The organism is Thalassovita aquimarina, assembly GCF_018219815.1.
In the GTDB taxonomy this organism is placed as follows: domain Bacteria; phylum Pseudomonadota; class Alphaproteobacteria; order Rhodobacterales; family Rhodobacteraceae; genus Thalassobius; species Thalassobius aquimarinus.
In genome coordinates this window covers 30013-51180 of the sequence record NZ_JADMKU010000004.1, presented here as the reverse complement: position 1 = coordinate 51180, position 21168 = coordinate 30013, and the positions used below count along the sequence as shown (strand labels likewise).

Annotated in this window: 20 protein-coding genes and 1 riboswitch; of the genes, 10 read left to right on the top strand and 10 right to left on the bottom strand. The window is 65.5% G+C overall.

From position 1 onward, the window contains the following. Positions 1 to 108 precede the first annotated feature (108 nt). Positions 109 to 1431 (top strand): glutamate--tRNA ligase, encoded by a 1323-nt coding sequence (gene gltX / locus IT775_RS05870; RefSeq protein ID WP_212700158.1) that lies wholly within the window; start codon positions 109 to 111, stop codon positions 1429 to 1431. A 163-nt stretch (positions 1432 to 1594) separates the two neighbouring features. Here gltX and IT775_RS05865 read toward each other — a convergent pair whose 3' ends face one another. Both IT775_RS05865 and IT775_RS05860 read right to left on the bottom strand, forming a co-directional pair. Beyond that, positions 1595 to 2053 (bottom strand): CBS domain-containing protein, encoded by a 459-nt coding sequence (locus tag IT775_RS05865; RefSeq protein ID WP_212700157.1) that lies wholly within the window; start codon positions 2051 to 2053, stop codon positions 1595 to 1597. Positions 2054 to 2287: 234 nt separating this feature from the next. Next, on the bottom strand, positions 2288 to 2896 hold the full coding sequence (locus IT775_RS05860) for a gamma-glutamylcyclotransferase family protein (RefSeq protein ID WP_212700156.1): 609 nt from the start codon (positions 2894 to 2896) through the stop codon (positions 2288 to 2290). 144 nt (positions 2897 to 3040) lie between these two features. On the opposite strand from IT775_RS05860, the gene IT775_RS05855 reads away from it, so the two are divergent. From IT775_RS05855 to gcvP, 4 genes are all read left to right on the top strand, one after another. Beyond that, positions 3041 to 3487 carry an RrF2 family transcriptional regulator gene (locus IT775_RS05855; protein ID WP_212700155.1) on the top strand — a complete coding sequence of 149 codons (447 nt, stop codon included), beginning with the start codon at positions 3041 to 3043 and terminating at the stop codon, positions 3485 to 3487. Between the two features lie 149 nt (positions 3488 to 3636). Next, positions 3637 to 3723, top strand: a riboswitch (glycine riboswitch). Positions 3724 to 3888: 165 nt separating this feature from the next. Then, positions 3889 to 5013: a glycine cleavage system aminomethyltransferase GcvT gene (gene gcvT / locus IT775_RS05850; RefSeq protein ID WP_212700154.1), complete on the top strand. Its 1125-nt coding sequence runs from the start codon at positions 3889 to 3891 to the stop codon at positions 5011 to 5013. Between the two features lie 30 nt (positions 5014 to 5043). Then, a complete protein-coding gene (gene gcvH, locus IT775_RS05845; protein WP_212700153.1) occupies positions 5044 to 5403 on the top strand; it encodes a glycine cleavage system protein GcvH in 360 nt (119 codons plus the stop codon). Between the two features lie 116 nt (positions 5404 to 5519). After that, positions 5520 to 8366 (top strand): aminomethyl-transferring glycine dehydrogenase, encoded by a 2847-nt coding sequence (gene gcvP, locus IT775_RS05840; protein ID WP_212700152.1) that lies wholly within the window; start codon positions 5520 to 5522, stop codon positions 8364 to 8366. Positions 8367 to 8420: 54 nt separating this feature from the next. On the opposite strand, the gene IT775_RS05835 is transcribed toward gcvP, so the two are convergent. Beyond that, complete coding sequence (locus IT775_RS05835; RefSeq protein WP_246525363.1) at positions 8421 to 9224, bottom strand: cation efflux transmembrane domain-containing protein; 804 nt, start codon at positions 9222 to 9224, stop codon at positions 8421 to 8423. 4 nt (positions 9225 to 9228) lie between these two features. Next, positions 9229 to 10095, bottom strand: coding sequence for an inositol monophosphatase family protein (locus IT775_RS05830; RefSeq protein ID WP_212700151.1), 867 nt, complete (start codon positions 10093 to 10095; stop codon positions 9229 to 9231). 272 nt (positions 10096 to 10367) lie between these two features. Here IT775_RS05830 and IT775_RS05825 point away from each other — a divergent pair, with 272 nt between their 5' ends. Further along, the gene (locus tag IT775_RS05825; protein ID WP_212700150.1) at positions 10368 to 10871 is read left to right on the top strand and encodes a hypothetical protein; all 504 of its coding nucleotides are present in this window, start codon (positions 10368 to 10370) and stop codon (positions 10869 to 10871) included. Positions 10872 to 10875: 4 nt separating this feature from the next. On the opposite strand, the gene IT775_RS05820 is transcribed toward IT775_RS05825, so the two are convergent. Both IT775_RS05820 and IT775_RS05815 read right to left on the bottom strand, forming a co-directional pair. Next, on the bottom strand, positions 10876 to 13392 hold the full coding sequence (locus IT775_RS05820; protein WP_212700149.1) for an ABC transporter permease: 2517 nt from the start codon (positions 13390 to 13392) through the stop codon (positions 10876 to 10878). After that, positions 13389 to 14072, bottom strand: a complete 684-nt coding sequence (locus IT775_RS05815) for an ABC transporter ATP-binding protein (RefSeq protein ID WP_212700148.1) — start codon at positions 14070 to 14072, stop codon at positions 13389 to 13391. The genes IT775_RS05820 and IT775_RS05815 overlap by 4 nt, the downstream gene beginning before the upstream one ends. Before the next feature lie 28 nt (positions 14073 to 14100). On the opposite strand from IT775_RS05815, the gene IT775_RS05810 reads away from it, so the two are divergent. Further along, complete coding sequence (locus IT775_RS05810) at positions 14101 to 14751, top strand: arylesterase (protein ID WP_343231111.1); 651 nt, start codon at positions 14101 to 14103, stop codon at positions 14749 to 14751. A 249-nt stretch (positions 14752 to 15000) separates the two neighbouring features. Here the strand turns inward: IT775_RS05810 and IT775_RS05805 are convergent, their stop codons facing one another. Further along, complete coding sequence (locus IT775_RS05805) at positions 15001 to 15207, bottom strand: cold-shock protein (protein WP_212700147.1); 207 nt, start codon at positions 15205 to 15207, stop codon at positions 15001 to 15003. Positions 15208 to 15436: 229 nt separating this feature from the next. On the opposite strand from IT775_RS05805, the gene trxC reads away from it, so the two are divergent. Next, positions 15437 to 15868 carry a thioredoxin TrxC gene (gene trxC / locus IT775_RS05800; protein WP_212700146.1) on the top strand — a complete coding sequence of 144 codons (432 nt, stop codon included), beginning with the start codon at positions 15437 to 15439 and terminating at the stop codon, positions 15866 to 15868. A 213-nt stretch (positions 15869 to 16081) separates the two neighbouring features. On the opposite strand, the gene IT775_RS05795 is transcribed toward trxC, so the two are convergent. Continuing rightward, positions 16082 to 16402, bottom strand: a complete 321-nt coding sequence (locus IT775_RS05795; protein ID WP_212700145.1) for an antibiotic biosynthesis monooxygenase family protein — start codon at positions 16400 to 16402, stop codon at positions 16082 to 16084. Between the two features lie 109 nt (positions 16403 to 16511). Here IT775_RS05795 and IT775_RS05790 point away from each other — a divergent pair, with 109 nt between their 5' ends. After that, positions 16512 to 17156, top strand: a complete 645-nt coding sequence (locus IT775_RS05790) for a hypothetical protein (protein WP_212700144.1) — start codon at positions 16512 to 16514, stop codon at positions 17154 to 17156. 83 nt (positions 17157 to 17239) lie between these two features. Beyond that, on the top strand, positions 17240 to 17731 hold the full coding sequence (locus IT775_RS05785) for a HugZ family pyridoxamine 5'-phosphate oxidase (protein ID WP_212700143.1): 492 nt from the start codon (positions 17240 to 17242) through the stop codon (positions 17729 to 17731). A gap of 69 nt (positions 17732 to 17800) precedes the next feature. Here the strand turns inward: IT775_RS05785 and IT775_RS05780 are convergent, their stop codons facing one another. Together IT775_RS05780 and IT775_RS05775 are read right to left on the bottom strand one after the other, a co-directional pair. Continuing rightward, a complete protein-coding gene (locus tag IT775_RS05780) occupies positions 17801 to 20089 on the bottom strand; it encodes a glycosyl hydrolase family 28-related protein (protein ID WP_212700142.1) in 2289 nt (762 codons plus the stop codon). 93 nt (positions 20090 to 20182) lie between these two features. After that, positions 20183 to 20908 (bottom strand): DUF4336 domain-containing protein, encoded by a 726-nt coding sequence (locus IT775_RS05775; RefSeq protein ID WP_212700141.1) that lies wholly within the window; start codon positions 20906 to 20908, stop codon positions 20183 to 20185. Positions 20909 to 21168: the final 260 nt, after the last annotated feature.

The following is a 21168-nucleotide window of genomic DNA, read 5'->3' as shown; positions in this document are numbered from 1 at the left end:
CGGTTGTTCCTCTTGATTTCACGCGAACGTGAATGGGAGGGCGGCATGCGCGCCATTCTGGACAAACGCCCGCGCCTGTGACATGGGACCGGGCAACAGGAGATTGCCATGACCACCACCCGTTTCGCCCCGTCGCCGACCGGTTACATCCATGTCGGCAACCTGCGCACCGCGCTGATGAACTACCTGATCGCCCGCAAGGCCGGCGGTACCTTCATCCTGCGCATCGATGACACCGACCCGGTGCGGTCGAAGCAGGAATATGTCGACCAGATCCAGCGCGACCTGGAATGGCTGGGCCTGACCTGGGATCGGATCGAACGGCAGTCGGAACGGCTCGACCGTTACGCCGAGGCCGCCGACAAGCTGCGCGAGATCGGCCGGTTCTACGAATGTTTCGAAACCCCGACCGAACTGGACCTGAAGCGCAAGAAGCAGCTCAACATGGGCAAGCCGCCGGTCTATGACCGCGCCGCGCTGGATCTGTCTGAGGAAGAAAAGGACAAGCTGCGGGCGGACCGCGGCGGGTATTGGCGCTTCAAGCTCGATCACGAACGGATCGAATGGAAAGACGGCATCCTCGGCGACATTTCGATCGACGCGGCTTCGGTGTCCGACCCGGTGCTGATCCGCGCCGACGGGCAGGTGCTTTACACCATCGCCTCGGTGGTGGACGACACCGAAATGGGCGTCACCCACGTGGTGCGCGGATCGGACCACGTGACCAACACCGGGACCCAGATCCAGATCATCCGCGCGCTTGGCGGTAACGTGCCGGAATTCGCCCACCATTCGCTGCTGACCGGCCCGCAGGGCGAGGCGCTGTCGAAGCGGCTGGGCACGCTGGCGATCAAGGACCTGCGCGAGCAGGGGGTGGAGCCGATGGCGCTGCTGAGCCTGATGGCGCGGTTGGGGTCGTCGGACCCCGTCGAGCTGCGCGGATCGATGGACGAACTGATCGAAGGCTTCGACATCTCCCGCTTCGGCGCGGCGCCGACCAAGTTCGACGAACAGGACCTGTTCCCGCTGACCGCGCATTACCTGCAGACGCTGCCCTATGCGGCGGTGGCCGACGAGATCGCGGCGCTTGGCGTGCCGGCCGATCTGGCCGAGCGGTTCTGGGCGGTGACGCGGGAAAACATCACCATCCGCGCCGACCTGAAGGGATGGTGGGAGCTGTTCCGCGACGGCGCCGAACCGGTGATCGAGGACGAGGACCGCGACTTCATCGCCGAGGCGATGAAGCTGCTGCCCGAGGGGCCGTTCGACGGCGACACCTGGGGCAACTGGACGGCCGAGGTGAAGGCCGCCACCGGGCGCAAGGGCAAGGGCCTGTTCATGCCTCTGCGCAAGGCGCTGACCGGCAAGAGCCACGGTCCGGACATGGGCGACGTGATGCCGCTGTTGCAGGTGGTGCGCGCCCGCGACTGATCTTCCGAATTTCCGAACCGGAGAAGCCCCGCATTCCTGGGAGGATGCGGGGCTTTCCTTTTTTCGGCACTGGGTGGAAGGCAGCAGGGCCAAAACGGGGGCTATGGCCGTTGCTGCAGACCCAGGCCGAACCGTGAATGTCGCGGCGGGTGATCCGCCCGGATCAGACCAGTTCTTCGTGCAGCTGGGGCAGGGCCTTGTCGATGATGCCGACGTTCTGCATCGCCAGGTAGCTCAGTTCGTCCACCAGTTCGCGGATGCCGATGCAGCCGGTCACGATGCCGCCGCGCACCACCGGAAGATAGCGGACATTGTTCTGCATCATCTTGGCCATCGCGATCATGATGCTGTCATCGGGTTCGGCGAAGGCGGGATTGGCTTCCATCACCTCGCCCACCGGGGTGGTGGCGGCGCGGCGGTGTTCGCCGATGCAGCCGCGCACGACCTCGCGTTCGCTGATCATGCCCAGCAGGCGGTTTTGCGCGTCGATCACCGGCAGCCCGCCGAGTTCGCGATTGTTCATGATCTTGCAGGCCTGGCGCACCATGTCGTCGGCCGAGACGGCGAACAGGCGGCGCTTGCGGATCACCTGCTGGACGGTCTTCATCTTGTTCTTGGCCATTCTTACCCCCTTCGGAAAACCCTTCGCGCCTTGTGTGGCAGGTCGGCGCCGATTGGCCTTCTCTGATTTCTTCAAATCATGCGGAGTTTTCGAAAATCGATCCGGGTACCCGCTTTCCCACTATTTACAACGGCGGGCCGGGCATGAACTTGACCGGCCCATTGGTATGGGGTGGCGCAGCAAAAGGCGGGGGTGGCCAACTTACGGGGTGATGCCGGCGCGTCGCCGTACCGGTTATTCGCCGCGGGCCCGGTGCAGGACCTCGGTATGGGCGGCGGTCAGCGGCACGCGCCGCGCCTCGATATCGTCCAGCTTCCGGTCGACCAGCCGGATTTCCGCAGATGACAGGGCCTGGTGGCGCGGGTATTGCGGTGCCGCCCGGTCGTCGAGGATCGGCGCGTCCCAGCCATCGGTGGTGGCGAAGAACCGGTCTACGCCGTCTTCGCCGAATTCCTGGTAATATCCCTGCACCACCACGTCGAGGTAGCTCAGCAGGATCGGATGCGCCATCGACGGCGCACCATGCTTGCCCTCGGGGATCGAATAGATCGCGGCCTTGGGGGCGAAGGGCAGCGGATGATCGTCGAGATCTCTCAGATCGACCCGGTCATAGGCGTGTTCGCGCGCGTCCAGCGCCCGCCAATCGCCGTTGGGCACCCCGGCGATCAGGCCTTCGATACGGGCGCCGGGATCGGGAATCGCGGTCAGGAAGGCGACCGGGCGCAACGCGGTGTGGCGCCAAACCCTTCGCCACCCGGTAGCGCAGGCGCGATGAGCCTCCCCGTAAGAGTGTGTTTTGCGGTTAACGAGCGACCCATAGCCAAAGAAAAATGCGTTTGTCATCCGATTAACCTATTCAGATGTTGATCAAATTCAATCCATCGAATCTAAATACCGGTGGGAAATGATCGATCGCTTGATCGAATTCATTCTGCGGCGGTACTGACGGAGGTCACTCAGTCGCCGCAGAGGAGGAGGGAGCTAAGTTTGCGGATCACCAAGCGCACGAATATCGCGATACGAATCCTTATGTTTTGTTCGGCCCATGGCGACCGGCTGGTCACGAAATCGGAAATCGCGGAACGGTGCAACGCCTCGGAAAACCATCTGGCTCAGGTGATCAACCAGCTTGGTCAACTCGGGTATCTGAGGACACAGCGGGGGCGCAACGGCGGTATCACGCTGGCCCGCAATCCCCAGGAAATCCATATCGGCGACGTTTTCCGGGAACTGGAGGCGTCGGTGCCGCTGGCCGAATGCTTTGCCGATGACGACAACACCTGCCCGCTGATCGATGCCTGCCGGCTGAAGCTGGCCATCGCCGACGCGGCCGAGGCGTTCTATCAGCATCTCGACACGATCACGCTGGATTCTCTGGTCTGCGGCAATGACCACCTGCTCCAGATCATGTCGCCTATTACCTGCGATCGCTGACAATCCGCCCGAAAAAGAGTGCGGGCCTCTGTCCGGCTCTGATCCGGATGCCTGCGACGGCCCCTGAACGGGCGGCGGGGCGGTGAAACTGACCGCCAAGATTTCAAAAACGACCTCTTGCCGAAAGAAAACGTCTGGGCTAATCACGGGACAACCGATCGGGAGAACCGGCTTTGCCGGTGCCGAAGGAGCAACCGCCCCGGAAACTCTCAGGCCCAAGGGACCGATCGGACCGACAAACTCTGGAGAGTGGCGCCGCAAGGGCGTCCGCCGAAGGGATAGCGATCTCAGGCAACAGGACAGAGGGGGCATCGAAACGCGCGAGGGCCCGCCCCGCGCAGAATTGATGCCGGAACGGGGCTTTCATCGCCGGACCGGAAGCGACAAGGATCGGAACGGCCATGAGCGATTTGATTTCCCTGCCATTGGACGCGTTGCACCGCGAATTGGGCGGCAAGATGGTGCCCTTCGCGGGCTATGACATGCCGGTGCAATACCCCGCGGGCGTGATGAAGGAACACCTCCACACCCGCGCCCATGCCGGGCTGTTTGATGTCAGCCACATGGGCCAGGTGATCCTGCGCGCCGCCGACTTTGAGACCGCCGCGCTGGCCCTGGAAAAGCTGGTGCCGGTCAACGTGGCCGGGCTGGCCGAAAACCGCCAGCGCTACGGCTTCTTCACCAATGATGAGGGCGGCATCCTCGACGACCTGATGTTCGCCAATCGCGGCGATCACATCTTCATGGTCGTGAACGCCGCCTGCAAGGACGCCGATATCGCCCATCTGCGCGCCGGCCTGCCATCGGACGTGACGCTCGAGGTGATCGCGGACCGCGCGCTGCTGGCGCTGCAGGGGCCCGAGGCCGAGGCGGTGCTGGCGGCGCTGAACCCGGCGGTCGCGGAGATGAAATTCATGGATGTGGCCACGGTCGAACTGGCAGGCGCCGAATGCTGGGTTTCGCGTTCGGGCTATACCGGCGAAGACGGCTACGAAATCTCGGTCCCCGTCGCGGCCGCCGAGGCGCTGGCGCGCGCGCTGCTGGCCGATGACCGGGTGATGCCGATCGGGCTTGGCGCCCGCGACAGCCTGCGGCTGGAAGGCGGTCTTTGCCTCTACGGTCACGATATCGACACAACGACCAGCCCGGTCGAGGCCGGACTGAACTGGGCGATCCAGAAGGTCCGCCGTTCGGGCGGCGCCCGCGAAGGCGGCTTCCCCGGCGCCGACCACATCCTGTCGGAACTGCATAACGGCGCCGAACGCGCCCGCGTCGGTCTGAAACCGCAGGGCCGCGCGCCGATGCGCGAAGGGGTGGAGCTGTTCGCCGGCGAAGAGAAGGAAACGCCCATCGGCACGATTACGTCGGGCGGTTTCGGACCGTCGGTCGAGGGACCGGTCGCGATGGGCTACGTGCCCATTGATCTGGCCGCCCCCGGTACGGTTATCTATGGCGAGGTGCGGGGCAAGCGGCTACCTGTCGAGGTCGTGTCGCTGCCCTTCGTACCGGCGCGTTTCAAGAGATAAGATTAGGCTTACAGAAAAGGGACCAGGCCAATGAAATTTACCGAAGATCATGAATGGCTGCAGGTCGATGGCGACTTGGTCGTCGTCGGCATCACCGAACACGCCAGCACCTCGCTGGGTGACGTCGTCTTCGTCGAACTGCCCGAGGTCGGCACCAAGGTCGCCAAGGGCGACGAGATCGTGGTGATCGAAAGCGTCAAGGCCGCCAGCGACATCGTCGCGCCGGTCGACGGCGAGATCGTCGAGGTCAACGAAGCGATCGTCGACGAACCCGGCAAGGTGAACGAGGATCCGCTTGGCGAGGCCTGGTTCTTCAAGATGAAGATCGACGACGTTGCCGTGCTCGACGATTTCATGACCGAGGACGAATACAAGGCGATGGTCGAGTAAGGCCGCCTTGGAAACATGATGGCACCGCGCCCCCCGCGGAGGGGGGCGGTGCCAGCCTCCGGCGGGGGTATTTGCCGCCAAGAAAAAGCCCGCAAGCGCAAACCGAGGAGCCTGGCATGCCGTTCCAGCCAACCGATTACCTGCCTTATGATTTTGCCAACCGCCGCCATATCGGCCCGTCGCCCATCGAGATGGACGAGATGCTGAAGGTGGTCGGCGTTGACACGCTGGAACAGCTGATCAGCGAAACCATGCCCGAAACGATCCGCCAGCAGGCGCCGCTGAGTTTCGGCAAGGCGCTGTCGGAACGCCAGATGCTGCGCCGCATGCGCGAGGTGGCCGACAAGAACAAGGTTCTGACCAGCCTGATCGGCATGGGCTATCACGGCACGGTGACGCCGCCCGCGATCAAGCGCAACATCCTGGAAAACCCCGCATGGTACACCGCCTACACGCCGTACCAGCCGGAGATTTCGCAGGGCCGCCTCGAGGCGCTGCTGAATTACCAGACCATGGTCAGCGACCTGACCGGGCTGGAGATCGCCAACGCCTCGCTGCTGGACGAGGCGACGGCGGCGGCCGAGGCGATGACGATGGCGCAGCGGGTGGCCAAATCCAAGGCCAAGGTGTTCTTCGTCGATGAAAACTGCCATCCGCAGAACATCGCGGTGATGAAGACCCGCGCGGCGCCGCTGGGCATCGAGGTGATCGTCGGCGCGCCCGAGGATCTGCAGGCCGACAAGGTGTTCGGCGCAATCTTCCAGTATCCCGGCACTTATGGCCACGTGCGCGATTTCACCGGCCTGATGGACGCGCTGCACGAAGCCAAGGCGGCGGGGATCGTGATCGCCGACCCGATGGCGCTTGTGCTGCTGAAGGAACCGGGCGCGATGGGCGCCGATATCGCCGTGGGCTCGACCCAGCGTTTCGGTGTGCCGCTGGGCTATGGCGGCCCGCACGCGGCCTACATGGCCTGCCGCGACGCCTACAAGCGGGCGATGCCGGGCCGGATCGTCGGCGTGTCGGTTGATGCGCGCGGCAACCGCGCCTACCGGCTGGCGCTGCAGACCCGTGAACAGCATATCCGCCGCGAAAAGGCGACTTCGAACGTCTGCACCGCGCAGGCGCTGCTGGCCGTGATGGCCTCGATGTATGCCGTGTTCCACGGCCCGCAGGGGCTGAAGGCGATCGCGCAGAAGATCCACCGCAAGGCGGTTCGTCTGGTGCAGGGGCTGGAACAGGCCGGGTTCAAGGTGGAACCGGAAACCTTCTTCGACACCGTCACGGTCGAGGTCGGCCCGCTGCAGCAGGCGGTGCTGAAATCCGCCGTCGACGAGGGCATCAACCTGCGCCCGGTCGGCACCACCAAGGTCGGCATCACGCTGGACGAAGCGGCGGTGCCCGAAACCATCGAGGCGGTCTGGCGCGCCTTCGGCATCACCCGTGCCGACGATCAGCCCGGCGACTGGCGGCTGCCCGACAACGCGCTGCGCGAAACCACGATCCTCGATCACAAGATTTTCCACATGAACCGGGCGGAAACCGAGATGATGCGCTACATGCGCCGTCTGGCCGACCGCGACCTGGCGCTGGACCGTGCGATGATCCCGCTGGGGTCGTGCACCATGAAGCTGAACGCGGCGGTCGAAATGGAACCGATCAGCTGGCCGGAATTCACCGATATCCACCCCTTCGTTCCGTCCGATCAGGCCGCCGGTTATCACGAGATGATCAACGACCTGAGCTCGAAGCTCTGCGATATCACCGGCTACGACGATTTCTCGATGCAGCCGAATTCCGGCGCGCAGGGGGAATATGCCGGGCTGCTGACGATTTCCGCCTATCACCGCGCCAACGGGCAGGGGCACCGCAATGTCTGCCTGATCCCGATGAGCGCGCATGGCACCAATCCGGCCAGCGCCCACATGGTCGGCTGGAAGGTGGTGCCGGTAAAGTCGATGGAAAACGGCGACATCGACCTCAACGATTTCCTTGCCAAGGCGGCCGAGCACAGCGAAAACCTTGCCGGCTGCATGATCACCTATCCCTCGACCCACGGCGTGTTCGAGGAAACGGTGAAGGAAGTCTGCGCCATCACCCATGAACATGGCGGCCAGGTCTACATCGACGGCGCCAACCTGAACGCGATGGTGGGGCTGTCGCGCCCCGGCGATTTGGGCGGCGATGTCAGCCACCTGAACCTGCACAAGACCTTCGCCATCCCGCATGGCGGCGGCGGCCCCGGCATGGGGCCGATCGGGGTGAAATCGCACCTGGTGCCGCACCTGCCGGGCCATCCGGAAACCGGCGGCGAACAGGGGCCGGTTTCGGCCGCGCCTTACGGGTCTGCGTCGATCCTGGCAATCAGCTGGGGCTATTGCCTGATGATGGGCGGCGAGGGCCTGACCCAGGCCACCCGCGTCGCGATCCTGTCGGCCAACTACATCGCCAAGCGGCTCGAGGGGGCGTTCGACGTTCTCTACAAGGCGCCGTCGGGCCGGGTGGCGCATGAATGCATCATCGATACCCGTCCCTATGACGAAAGCGCCGGGATCAGCGTCGACGACATCGCAAAGCGGCTGATGGATTGCGGTTTCCATGCTCCGACGATGAGCTGGCCCGTCGCCGGCACGCTGATGATCGAACCGACGGAATCGGAAACCAAGGCCGAACTGGATCGGTTCTGCGACGCCATGCTGGCGATCCGCGCCGAAATCCGCGACGTGGAAGAGGGCCGGATCGACGCGGAAAACAATCCGCTGAAGAACGCGCCGCACACGGTCGAGGACCTGGTCGGCGACTGGGACCGGCCTTATACCCGCGAACAGGGCTGCTACCCGCCGGGCGCCTTCCGCGTCGACAAGTACTGGGCGCCGGTGAACCGGGTCGATAACGTCTATGGCGACCGTCACCTGGTCTGCACCTGCCCGCCGATGGAAGACTACGCGGAAGCCGCGGAATAAAAGAAAAGCCCCGCTCCGGCGGGGCTTTTTGCTACTGGGGGCGGGCGGCCGTGATCACCCGGCGCTGCGCAATTCCTGCCTCGCGTGCCGGATGATGATCCAGGCGGAATGCAGGAACAGCCCGGCGATGGCGAAGGCGGTGATCAGGTCGGGCCAGCGTTGCCCGGTCCAGCCCACCGCCAGCGCCGCCACCACGATGGCGGCGTTGCCGATCGCGTCGTTGCGTGAAAACAGCCACACCGCGCGCAGGTTCGCGTCGCCTTGGCGGTGCGGCATCAGAACCAGCGCGGCGGCGACGTTGACCACCAGCGCGATTAGCCCCATCACGCCCATGATCCCGGCCTCCACCGGGGCGCCGGTAAAGACCTTCACCGCGGTGTTGCCGATCACGCCCAACCCCATCAGGGCCAGGAATATCCCCTGCATCAGCGCGGTGCGGGCGCGCCATGCGGGCCGCCAGCCGGTGGCGATCACCGCCAGCAGCGTGATCAGCCCGTCGCCCACGAAATCCAGCGCGTCGGCCTTCAGCGCCTGCGACCCGGCGATGTAACCGCCGATCGCCTCGGCCACGCCGTAGCCGAGGTTCAGGATCACCACGATCCACAGTGCCCGCCGATAGGCCGGGTCAAGATGCGCCGGGCCCGCGCCCTGCAGGCGTTCCAGCCCGTAGCCCGCCTCGGTCACGCTCTGTTCTATCCGGCTCAGGAGCGGCTCGGCCGCGTCGCTCAGGTGCAATTCCTGCGTGCTGAGCGAAATCTCGGGATCCCGCGCGCCCGCCGCCCGGGCGGCCTTTTCCACCTTGGCGGCGCAGGATCCGCAATCCATGCCGATCACCCGGTAGCGTACTTGCGCTGTCATCGGTTCAGCCCTTCAGCATGCGCAGCCGGTCCGCGACCGTGTTCCACACGTCCTCGTTCGCGGCGGCAAGCAGATAACCGTCCCTGATCGCGATATCGTATTCCCGTCCGTCCAGCATCTGTACATAGCCGCCCGCGCGTTCGCAGATCAGAACGCCGGCGGCGTGATCCCACGGGTTCAGAACCCCCGACAGGCAGAAATCGACGCTGCCCTGCGCCAGCATCCGGTATTCGTGGCACGAACAGCGCAGCGTGCCGGTGCGGCCGAAATCGGGCAATGCCTCGGCCAGTTTCGGCTGCACGTCCTTGTCCATCAGGTAGAAATGCAGATAGCCCGACAGATCGCCGAGGGGCCCGCCCTTGGCCGTCCGCATCCGCCGGTGCGGCCCGCGCGCGCCGAACATCATCGCGCCGGTTTCGCTGTCGGCGGTGATCCAGTCGTCCATGATCGCGTCATAAAGCATCCCGAAGACCGGCCGCCCGAACCGCGTGGCGGCCAGGATCACCCCGAACACCGGCAGCCCGTGGGCGAAATTCCACGTCCCGTCGACCGGATCGATGATGAAGGCCAGTTCCGCCTTGGCCGCCTCGTGGCGCAGCTCGGGGCGGGCATGGGCGGCTTCCTCGCCGATCACATGGGCGTTGGGGAACATCTGCAGGATGCCGCGCGCAATCATCTTCTCGGCCTCGGTGTCGGCCTCGGTCACAAGGTCGTTCGGCCCCGACTTGGTGCTGATCTGCCCGGCGCTGAGGTTGCGGAACCGCGGCAGGATTTCCGCCCGCGCCGCACGGCGCACGATATTGACGAGGCTTTGCTGCTGCGCCTGGGTGAGCGCGGTGAGGGGCAGGGGAAGGGTGCTGTGATCGGTCATCGGATCGGTCTCCCGGGGGTGAGCGGACAGGTGCCGCATGGGTGACAGGTGAGGCGGCGAGTCGCAAGCGCGCGAACCCGACATTCCGGCCCCCTTGGTTCCCGTGTCGCAAACCGGCCCGCCGCTTGGCGGCATCCGCCATGTGCGGTGATGTTAAGGCATTTCGTTCATTATACAAAATCCGACGTGGCCGGGGCTTGATGCAGGTCATTGTGGGTGACGGCCACGGAAAGTTGAATGGACCGGACCGCTGAGCAAGGGAGGGTCCGACAATGACAGGCATGGCGGGTATCCTGTTTCTTACCGCGCTTCTCGTCTCGCCCTTGGGTTCGGGCGGCAAAACGCCGTCCGGCAATGTCCCCGGCAGCGGCGCGGACGCAACCGTGCAGCCGGTGGCGGGCGATGTCGCGCAGGAGGTCACCATCAGGGTTCGCATCCTGCGCCGTGCCCCGGCCGGAAACCTGATCCGGATCGCGGGCAGCACTACCGGACAACCGGTCAAGACCGTCGCCTTCCGCTTCGAAATCCAAGGCGCGCCCACCGGCAAGTCCTACCAGCTGTGGTTCCAGGACATGGGGATGAAAGCCGACGGCTTGCCGCCAGCCCCGATCCCGGATGCCCAATACCGGTTCAGGATCGACGAGGCGGGGAACTGGACGCCGGAAATCCCCGGCTTCGAAGCGATCGATTTCGCCAGGGGGGAATGGATGGAGCTGCGGATCAAATCCACGGATGGCAAGGAGGTCAAGGCGGCCCGTTTCACGCCGTTCCGATAGGGGACTATTCCCGCCCCCTCAGCGTCGCCACCGGCCGTGCGTTCAGCGCCGCCCAGGCGAACCCGATCCCGGCCAGCAGCGTCGCCATAACGCCCCCCGCCACGATGCCGAGCGCCGAGGGCCAGATCACGGCGAACCCGGTGTCCATCACGAAATGCATCACCGCCCAGCCGCCAGCGATCCCCGCCGCCAGCGCCACCAAGGCCGCGCCCGCGCCCAGAAGCGCCGCGCGCAGGGCGAAGCTCGTCAGGATCCTGCCCCGTGTCGCGCCCAGCGTTTTCAGCACCGCCGCCTCGTAACGCCGCGCCGGTGCGCCCGCCGCCGCCGCGCCGATCAGCACCAAAAACCCGGTCAGCAACGTCGCCGCCGCGCCCCAGGACGTCGCCGCCGCGATCCCGTCCAGCAGCCCCGACACCCGGTCGATCGCATCGCGCACCCGGATCGCGGTGATGTTCGGATAGCTTGATGTCAGGTCGTTCAGGATCGCCGCCTCGGCGGCTTCGGTGGCATAGACGGTGGCGATGAAGCTATGCGGCGCGCCGGCCAGCGCGGCTTCGTTCATCGCCAGGATGAACCCCATGCCGGCAGTGGAAAAATCGACCTCGCGGAAGCTCGTCACGGTCCCGGTGATGTCGCGGCCAAGGATGTTGATCGTGATGTTGTCGCCCAGGCCCAGCCCCATTTCGGCGGCTTCCTCGGCAGCGAAACTGATCTGTGGCGGACCGGTATAATCCGCGCCCCACCACTCGCCCGCCGTGACCTTGGTGTTTTCCGGCTGCGCCCCGGCATAGGTCACGCCGCGGTCGCTGTGCAGCACCCAGTGATCGCCCGCCACGTCCTTCGCCGGTTGCCCGTTGATCTTGGTGATCACCCCGCGCAGCATCGGCGCGTGTTCGATCCGGCTGACCTGATCGTCGCCCTGCAAACGGGTCAAGAAGCCGCCGACCTGGTCCTTCTGGATATCGACGAAGAAGAACGACGGCGCCTTGTCCGGCAGGTCGCGGGCAATCGCGCCGCGCAGGTTGCCGTCGATCTGTCCCACGGCGGCCAGCACGGTCAGGCCCAGCCCCAGCGACAGCACTACCGGCGTCGCTTCGTCCCGCGCCGCGCCGATCGCGGCCAGCGCCCACCGCCATGCCGCCCGCCCGCGCGCGAGGGGGGCGCATGCACGGGCAAGGCGGCGCAGCCCCGCCGCCGCCAGCGCCAGCGCGAAGAGCGCCAGCATCACGCCGCCCGCGGTCCACAGGGTCAGTGTCCACGTGCCCGAAAACAGCATTGCCACCGCGATCAGAACCCCGGTCAGCGCCGCCGTGATCAGCACGTAACGCCACGGTGGCAGCGCCCGCGCGCCCGCCATCGCGTCGCGAAACAGGGTCGCCGCGCGCACCTCGCCGGTGCGCGCCAAGGGCCACAGGGTGAAGATCAGCGCGGTCAGGGCTCCATAGACCGCCGCCTCGGCCAGCGGCGCGGGGTAGAGCGCGAAATCGGCCGGAACCGGCAATTGCGCGCGGATCAGCGGCCCCAGCAACATCGGAACGCCGCCGCCCAGCAACACTCCCAGTACGATGCCAAGCGCCGACAGCGCCCCGATCTGCAGGAAATAGATCTGGAAAATCAGCTTCTGATCTGCCCCGAGGCTGCGCAGGGTGGCGATCACCTGCGTCTTGCCCGCCAGATAGGCACGTACGGCCGAGGATACCCCGACACCGCCCACCGCCAGCCCGGAAAGACCGACGAGGATCAGAAACGCGCCCAGCCGGTCCACGAAGGTCGCGATGCCCGGCGTGCCGTTGCGCGCGTCGCGCCAACGCAGCCCGCTGTCTTCGAAAGACGCCTTCGCCTGACGCTCCAGCGCCGGCAGGTCGGCGCCTTCGGGCAGGTCCAGCCGGTACTTGGTGGAATAAAGCGTCCCCGGTGCCAGCAGGCCGGAATTGGCCAGATCGTCCGACCGCACCAGCGACCGCGGCCCCAGCATGAACCCGTCCGCCGCCCCGTCCGGTTCGCGGGTCAGCGCCGCGCTCAGCACGAAGTCCTGCGTGCCCAGCCGGAAGGTGTCGCCGATTTCAACGCCAAGCTGGGAAATCAAAAGCGGGTCCAGCACCGCGCCGGGAAGGCCCTGCCGACCGGCAAGGGCCTGTTCAAGCGGCATTTCAGGGGCCAGTTCCACCGCGCCCACCAGCGGGTAGGCATCGTCGACCGCCTTCACCTGCGTCAGCGCGCGGGCCTCGCCCGCCACCGCCATCGACCGGAAATCGGCCACTTCGGACACCGCCAGCGCCCGCGCCTCCATCCAGCCGCGTTCCGCCTCGCTGGCGAAACGATAGGTGAATTCCATCTCCGCGTCGCCGCCCAGCAGCGCCGCGCCCTCGCGCGCCAGCCCGGCCTCGATCCCGGACCGTATGCTGCCGATCCCGGCGATCGCCGCCACGCCCATCACGAGGCAGGCCAAAAAGATGCGGAACCCCTTCAGACCGCCGCGCAGTTCGCGCCGGGCCAGCCGCGCGGCGATGCCCAGGCTCATGCCGCGGCCTCGCCGTCGATGCGCCCGTCGCGCAGCCGCACCACCCGGTCGCAGCGCCGCGCGAGTTCCGGCGCGTGGGTGACCAGAACCAGCGTCGCGCCGTGCCGGTCGCGCAGCCCGAACAGCAGATCGATGATCGCAGCGCCGTTGGCTTCGTCCAGGTTGCCGGTGGGTTCATCCGCCAGCAGGATGCGCGGCCGCGGGGCGCTGGCGCGCGCCAGCGCCACCCGCTGCTGTTCGCCGCCCGACATCTGCGACGGGTAATGGTCGGCCCGCGCCTCGAGCCCCACCGTCTTCAGTTCCTCCATCGCCCGGTCGAATGCATCGCGATGGCCGGCCAGTTCCAGCGGTGTCGCGACGTTTTCCAGTGCCGTCATGGTCGGGATCAGGTGGAAGGATTGGAACACGATGCCCATCGCGTCGCGGCGGAACCGGGCCAGCTGATCCTCGTCCATCGCCGTCAGGTCATGGCCAAGCGCCTGCACCTGTCCCGATGTCGCCCGTTCCAGCCCGCCCATCAGCATCAGGAGCGAAGACTTGCCGGACCCGGACGGTCCCACCAGCCCGAGGCTTTCGCCGCTCTGGACATCGATGGTGATGCCATGGAGGATTTCCACCCGACCGGCATTGCCATCGAGCGAAAGAGTTGCATCTGTAAGGGAAAGAATGGGGTCAGACATGCGGTTCTGCAATTCATTGAAAACTTTAGTGTCATATGGGGCCGGGCGCCTGCGGGGCAAGGTGTTGGCGAGCCTGCTGCTGATATCGGCGCACCCCGTCCTTGCCGCGCCGCCGGCGCTGATCGCCTTCGGCGACAGCCTGACCCAGGGCTACGGACTGATCGAACAGGATGGTTTCGTGCCGCAGTTGCGCGCCTGGCTGGCCGATCACGGCGCCGAGGCGCGGGTGATCAACGCGGGCGTGTCGGGCGACACCACCACCGGAGGGCTGGCGCGGATCGACTGGTCGCTGACCGCGGACGTGCAGGGCATGATCCTGGCGCTTGGCGGCAACGACGTGCTGCGCGGCACCGATCCGGCCGTCACCCGCGCCAATATCCGCGGCATCCTGCAAGTGGCGCAGGACAAGGGGGTCGAGGTGTTGCTGGTGGGTCTGCGCGCGCCGGGCAATTTCGGGCCCGACTACCAACGCGAAATCAACGCGATCTGGCCCGAACTGTCGGCCGAGTTCGGCACGCTCTACGCCGAAAGCTTCTTCGAGGGTTTGGGTGAAACCGATCCGGCCATGCTGGGCGACCTGTTTCAGCCCGACGGGCTTCACCCCAATGCCGACGGCGTGCGGCTGATCGTCGAGGGGCTGGGTCCGAAGGTGATCGAGCTGATCGAACGGTTGGATTGACCTTCCGGATTTTCCCCGCCCGAATAGCGGCGCTCCGCGCCGCCGGGCAGCGCCCGACCGCCCACACGGGCGGGCGCTTCTTCACGGTTCGTGCGACGCAGATACGTTTGATGTGGCGGATGGATAAACTGCCAAACACTGAGGTTTGCGCGCCCACCCGCGGTCGGGCGCTGCCCGGCGTTACTGCTGCGGGCCTCAATAAAAAAGCCGCCCCTTGGGGCGGCTTCGATCTCCGGTAACGCCTGAGCGTTACAGCAGCGCCAGGTCCACGGCGCTTTCGCGGCCGTCGCGGCCCGATTGCAGCTCGTAGCTGACTTTCTGATCGTCGGCCAGGCCGGTCAGGCCGGAACGCTCGACCGCCGAAATGTGAACGAAAATGTCCTTGCCGCCATCGTCGGGGGCAATGAAACCATAACCTTTGGTGGTGTTGAACCACTTCACGGTGCCAGTGGGCATTCCGTAGTCTCCTTTATTTTGCTGCCCGCGGAAGTGCGGCAGCCCGGCTCGTCAGTACAAGATCGAATAACTGAGCCGGTAAATGGCCGTGGTCGATAGAGAGTAACGTCGCAGTTGAAAATATGGGGCGACATCTGATTCATGGCAAGAGCGATGTTGAGATTTGCTCTTGTTTCAAGGTTGTTGCCTCTTATATGCGCAAGACAAGATGTGTTTGAGGGAGCCCGTCATGGCGTCGAAGAAAATCACCTGTCTGGACTGCGGCCAGGTCAACCGCGTCCCAGATGACAAGCTGTCCGCCGGTCCCAAATGCGGCACCTGCGGCGCCAAATTGATCCCTGCCAAGGCGGTCGAGGTCGACTTCGCCACCCTGCAGAAAGCCGCCCGCAACGACGACCTGCCGCTGGTGGTGGATTTCTGGGCGCCTTGGTGCGGCCCGTGCCGGATGATGGCGCCGGAATTTTCCAAGGCCGCCGGGGCGCTGAACGGCCAGGCCCGGCTGGTCAAGCTGAACACCGAAGCCCACCCCAAGGCCGGCACCGCCTACAACATCCGCGGCATCCCGACCATGGCCGCCTTTGCCGGCGGGCGCGAACGGGCGCGGCAATCCGGGGCGATGCCGGCCCCGGCCATCGTCGATTGGGTTCACAAAGCGGTCTGATACGTCTGGAACTGACCGGCCCGGAACAAGGCGACTCGCGCCGCCGGGCCGCGCCCTCCCGCCCCCCCTTGGGAGGGCGCATTGGTGACGTTGGATGCGGCTTGGACGTCGTTGGGGGCGGCAGGATAAACTGACAAACACGAAGGTCCGATGCGCCTACCCGAAGGAGGGCGCGGCCCTGTGTTGCACCGGGCAGCCCGAAAGGCGCGTTGCTCAGTCGAAACTGCGCGCCACGTCGTACATGACGGGTTCGAACGTCTTGCACAGGCCAGAAATCTCGCGGTTGCGCCGCCGCATCTCGTCGCTGCGCAGCATGGCCTGGAAATCCTCGCGGCTGCGCCATTGCGAATAATTGGCAATCCGCGTCTGCGCGTCGTTCACATGCAACCCGGCGGAAATGAAACCGGGCTGTTTCGAAATGAAATTCTCGTAGGCATCCGACAGCGCGTCGAGCAGATCCTGGCAGGTGCCCGGCGTCATTTCAAAGGTGGTGATGACCGTCTGGAAATCACTGTTTTGCGAAATCGTGGGCATGTGGTGTCCTCCCCTAAGCCCCTCCAGCCTAGCACCGGTCGCGGGTAATCCAAAATCTGCCGGTGGTAATCGGATATTTTTTTAAAATTTTTCTCAAGCTGGTGCTATCATGAATATTATGCACCGCATTCTCGCATTCATCTTATGTCTGCTGCCGGTTCCGGCCTTGGCAGGGGCATGGTTGCGCGACGAGGGCCGCGGGTTCTATTCATCCAGCGCCTATCTTCTCGAAACCGGGTCGGGCGGACAGAACTATGCCGGGATCTACCTTGAATACGGCATGACCCCGCGCCTGACCGCCGGGCTGGATCTGGGGCGTGGGGTGTCGGGGGATACGAAATCCATCGCCTTCCTGCGCTGGCCGCTGGGGGCCGCGACCGGGGCGCACCGTTTCGCGATCGAAGCCGGTTTGGGCGAAATTGCGGGCAACCCGACCTTCCGGCCCGGCCTGTCCTACGGTTATGGTTTCGGGGGTGGTTGGGTGTCGCTGGAAACCGCGGCGGAACTGAACCTGCGCACCAACCTGACCGACTACAAGGCCGACCTGACCTTCGGGCTGAACCGCGGCAGGCGCGACAAGCTGCTCATGCAGGTGCAAAGCGGCAAGGCGGCGGGCGATCCGGCCTTCCTGCGCCTCGTGCCCTCGATCACCCGGGACATCGGCCGGGGCTGGCAGATCGAATTCGGCTTCGCCCAGGAAGTGACCAGCAGCAAGGACCGGGGGCTGAAACTGGGCCTGTGGAAAGAATTCTGAGCCTCGGCAGGGCCCGGCTTCGCGCCGATGATTACTCTGCCGGACCGCTTGCGATCCGGGCCGCTGGCGCCTAGCTTGCCGCCATGCCCGACCTGATCCGCCCCACCGATGACGAAGCCCGCGCGCTGGCCCGCTCCCTGATCGACGCCGCCCGTTTCGGCGCGCTCGGCGTGACCGAAGCCGAAACCGGCCTGCCGCTGGTGGCGCGTGTCGCCGTCGGCACCTCGCCCGCTGGCCGGCCGCTCAGCCTGGTGTCGGATCTCGCCCATCACACCCGCGCGCTGCAGGCCAATCCGGCCTGTTCGCTGCTGCCGGGCGAACCGGGGCAAAAGGGCGATCCGCTGATCCATCCGCGCCTGACGCTGCAGGCCACCGCCCGGTTCCTGCGCCACGGGCAGGACGGGCATGAGGATCTGGCCGCGCACTACCTGCAAGGCCATCCCAAGGCCAAGCTCTATATCGGCTTCGCCGATTTTTCCTTCGTGCTGTTCGAGGTGACGCGGGCCTATCTGAACGGCGGCTTCGGCAAGGCCTTCACGCTGACGCCCAGCGATCTCGGCCTGAGTTCCGGATAGCGCCGCCCCCCGGCGCGCACCGGGCGAAGGCCCGACCGCGCGGTCGGGCCCTCCTCCGACCACCGCAGATCAAACATTATCCATCCGCACCGTGACCGAGACGTCGCCGCTGACCGGCTCGGACCAATGCAGCGTGACCTGATCGCGGCCCGCTCCCTGTTCCACCGCCACGTAGGGCTGATCGTAATTCGCCACGTTGGCGGCGTTCTTGATCTTCGACCGGGTCACCAGTGCCTGCACGTTCTGGGCATAGCCGCCGAAGGGCAGGGGACCTGCGCAATCCACCGTCCAGCTGCCCGCGACGGTGTTCTGCGCATGCTGCACCACCGCCGGGTTGGCGATGCCCTGGCCGATGGCGTTGAACATGTTGCCCTGCACGGTGATGTTGCGCATCCGGCTGTAATCCAGATCGGCATAGCTGGTGTCGACATAATCGACCCGGTTCAGCGTGCCGTGGATCGACCGGAAGATGTTGCCGGTGACGTTCAGCCCGCTGATGAAATGGCCGGTCCCGTGCGGCTTGACCACGATGAACCGGAACCAGGGCGCCGATCCGATCGACTGGAAGATGTTGTCGGTGATGTTCAGCGCGCTGAAGGAATATTCGTTGCTGAACGCCGGTTCGTGATCGTGTTCGTTGGTCCATTCGATCGAACAGTTGTCGATGTAATTGCCGTTGATCGTGGCGCGGTTGTGCGGGCTGGTCAGGATCAGCCCGCCGGTGCGCACGCCCTCGTCCTCGTCGTCGCCCTGGAACCAGTGGTTGCCGGTGATGATCGAACTGGTGCCGCCCAGCACCGCGAAATGGCGGAACTGCGTCACCCGGTTGTTGCGCAGCTTGACGTCGTTGGAATTGGCGTTGAGAGCGACCGTCGTGCGGTCCTGCACCCGCATCCCGGTTTCGTTCGACAGGAATTGGCAGCGGTCGATCAGCATCCCCTGGCAGCCTTCGCCGATCGAACTGACGGCGCGGTCCTTGGGAGAGGTGAAGAAGCAATCCTTCAGGTGGAAAATCAATCCCGCCGGGGCCAGCATGACACCGCTGGCCCGGCCGTTGCACTGGAACTCTATATCCGACATGGAAAACTTGGACAGCTTCGCGAAGCCGCTGAAATCCATGATGTATTTGTAGCGGGTGAACGTGTAGCTCTGCGTCCCCACCGCATCGAACAGCGGCGCCGACAGGGTGATTTCCTGGGTCGCCACATTCTTGTCGCGGACATAGACCTCGCGCCCGACCCCATTGCCGGTGATCAGCGCGCCGATGGGAATGTTGGCGATATTGGCGACGTTGCTCAGCCGCAGCGGATCGGACGCCACATAGCTCGCGGTCGAGGTGAAGACCTCGGTGTCCCAGTTGCTCGATGCCTCGCAGTAGAACTGGCCGTTGCGGATATGGCGGCGCTGCGCGAACTGGGTCCGGTTGGGCACCGCCGCCTGCATGTCGATCGGTCCGTCGACGCTGATCCGCCGGCCGCCGAGGTCGAGCGATTCATGATCGGAATTGTTCAGCAGCGACTGGAACGCCTTGCGGAACCCCTGCATCTCGTCGCCGAACGCGTCGATATAGGTGGGCAGATCGAAGCTCTTGGTCAGCGACAGGATGGCGCTGTCGGGCATGGTGACGGTGCCCTCGAACTGCACCGGGTTTTCCAGCGTTACGCTGGAGCCGAGGTAATAGCTTCCCGCCGACACCAGCACCCGGCGCCCCTGCGCGGCGGCGTCGGCGGCTTCGAACGCGGCCGCGTCGTCGGTGGCGCCGTCGCCCGCCGCACCGTAATCGCGCACGTCGACCCAGTTCATCAGGTTGCGGTGGAACACCTGGGTGACATCCTCGATCGCGATGTCGTCGATCCGCACCACGCCGCCGTTCGCCCCGGTCAGGTCCAGCCCGAAATGGCCGAACACCGGCACGTTGCCCCAGACCATGTCGACGCCGCCGCGATTGCCCGACCCGACGATGGCGCTGACCTCGACCACCCGGCCGTAATCGCTCAGCGTCACGCCCGGGCCGGTTTCGGTCAGCCCGCTCACATGGGCGCCGCCGCCATCCCCCGCCCAGCCCGCGATGCGCACCGTCGGCAGGTTGCCGCTGATCGCCTTCACCCGCGCGGTGATCCGCAGGTAGGTGCCCGGGAAAAGCGGCGTCTGCCCCATGTAGCGCAGTTTCTGCGTGGCCGCGGTTTTCTGCAGTTCCAGGCAGCCGGAGAAATCGGCATCGGCGGGCACATAGGCCGCGTTGGCCGCGTTTTCGTAAGTGTCCGACCCCGGCGTGCCGTCGCCGCTCGACCAGACGTCCAGCCCGGCCTCGAATGCGGTGGGCATGAACACCACACCGTCGGTAATCGCCTTGTTCATCCTTGGTCCTTTCCCCTGGCCCTTTCACGCGGTCAGCGGGATAGCAGGGCAGGGGTTAACGGCGGATGAGACCACCGCGCCGAAACGGCCGACTCAAAGCACGAAGCGGAACGCCCGGCGCAGTTCCGCCACCGCGTCGCGGTCGTACCAGCGGCCATGCGCCAGGATGATCCGCTCCGGGCCCCAGCCGATCATCCGTTCCACCGCGTCGCGCAACCGGTCGCGATGCCCGGCAAAGGTCAGCCGCATGTCGCGCGGCATCTGCCCGTCCGGGTCCTGTATCCCGGCCAGCCGGGTGGCGATCCGCATCCACCAGGGCAGTTTCGCCGCCTCGAAATTCTCGATCAGGTCGGTCAGGATCAGCGTGCGCGACGCGCGGTGGAAAAACACCGCCTCGCGATGGACCTTGCTGCCCTCGACGATCATCTGGTCGATCTGCCCGGCCCAGTCCTCTGGCGCGTCCGGCCCGAGATCGCGATCGAAGCGCAATTCCATGCCGCGCCCTGCCGCCCGTTCCCGTACTCCCGGCGCGGCCCAGGCCAGCGCCCCGGGAAACGCCGCCTGCCACTGGCCGATATAGGCGTAGTGGATCCAGTTCGGCGCGATCAGGTGCCGGACCGGGCCAAGCGCGTTCAGCTCGGCGCGCAAATCCTCGGTCATCAGGGTCGGCGAATGCACCCAGAGCCCGCCATCTGCCAGCCGCACCACGGTGGCACGGGTGGAAAACGGCATGCCGTAGAACCGGATCGCCGGCCCGTCGATCAGCCACAGGTCCGGGGCCACGGGTTTCAGCGTGTTGAGCGGGTCATAGACGGTCATCGCGGTCTCCCTCGGGACTGCCGCAGAGTGGCCGGTTCATCGCGCCCGGGCAAGGCCCGGCGGCGGCCGCCGGATCATCCGCGCCTTTGGCGAAGGCCTCATCCCTCGGAAAAACGCTTCCAGAATGTTCCTTCGGACCTCGCTTCCGGCGGGAGTATCGTCAATCGAGAAAGTCTTTTTTCTTCAATTTGATATGGTACACTTTGAAACGGCTATCCACTCAATGATCCACACTCGGGATTGGACTTACCCGGAAAAAG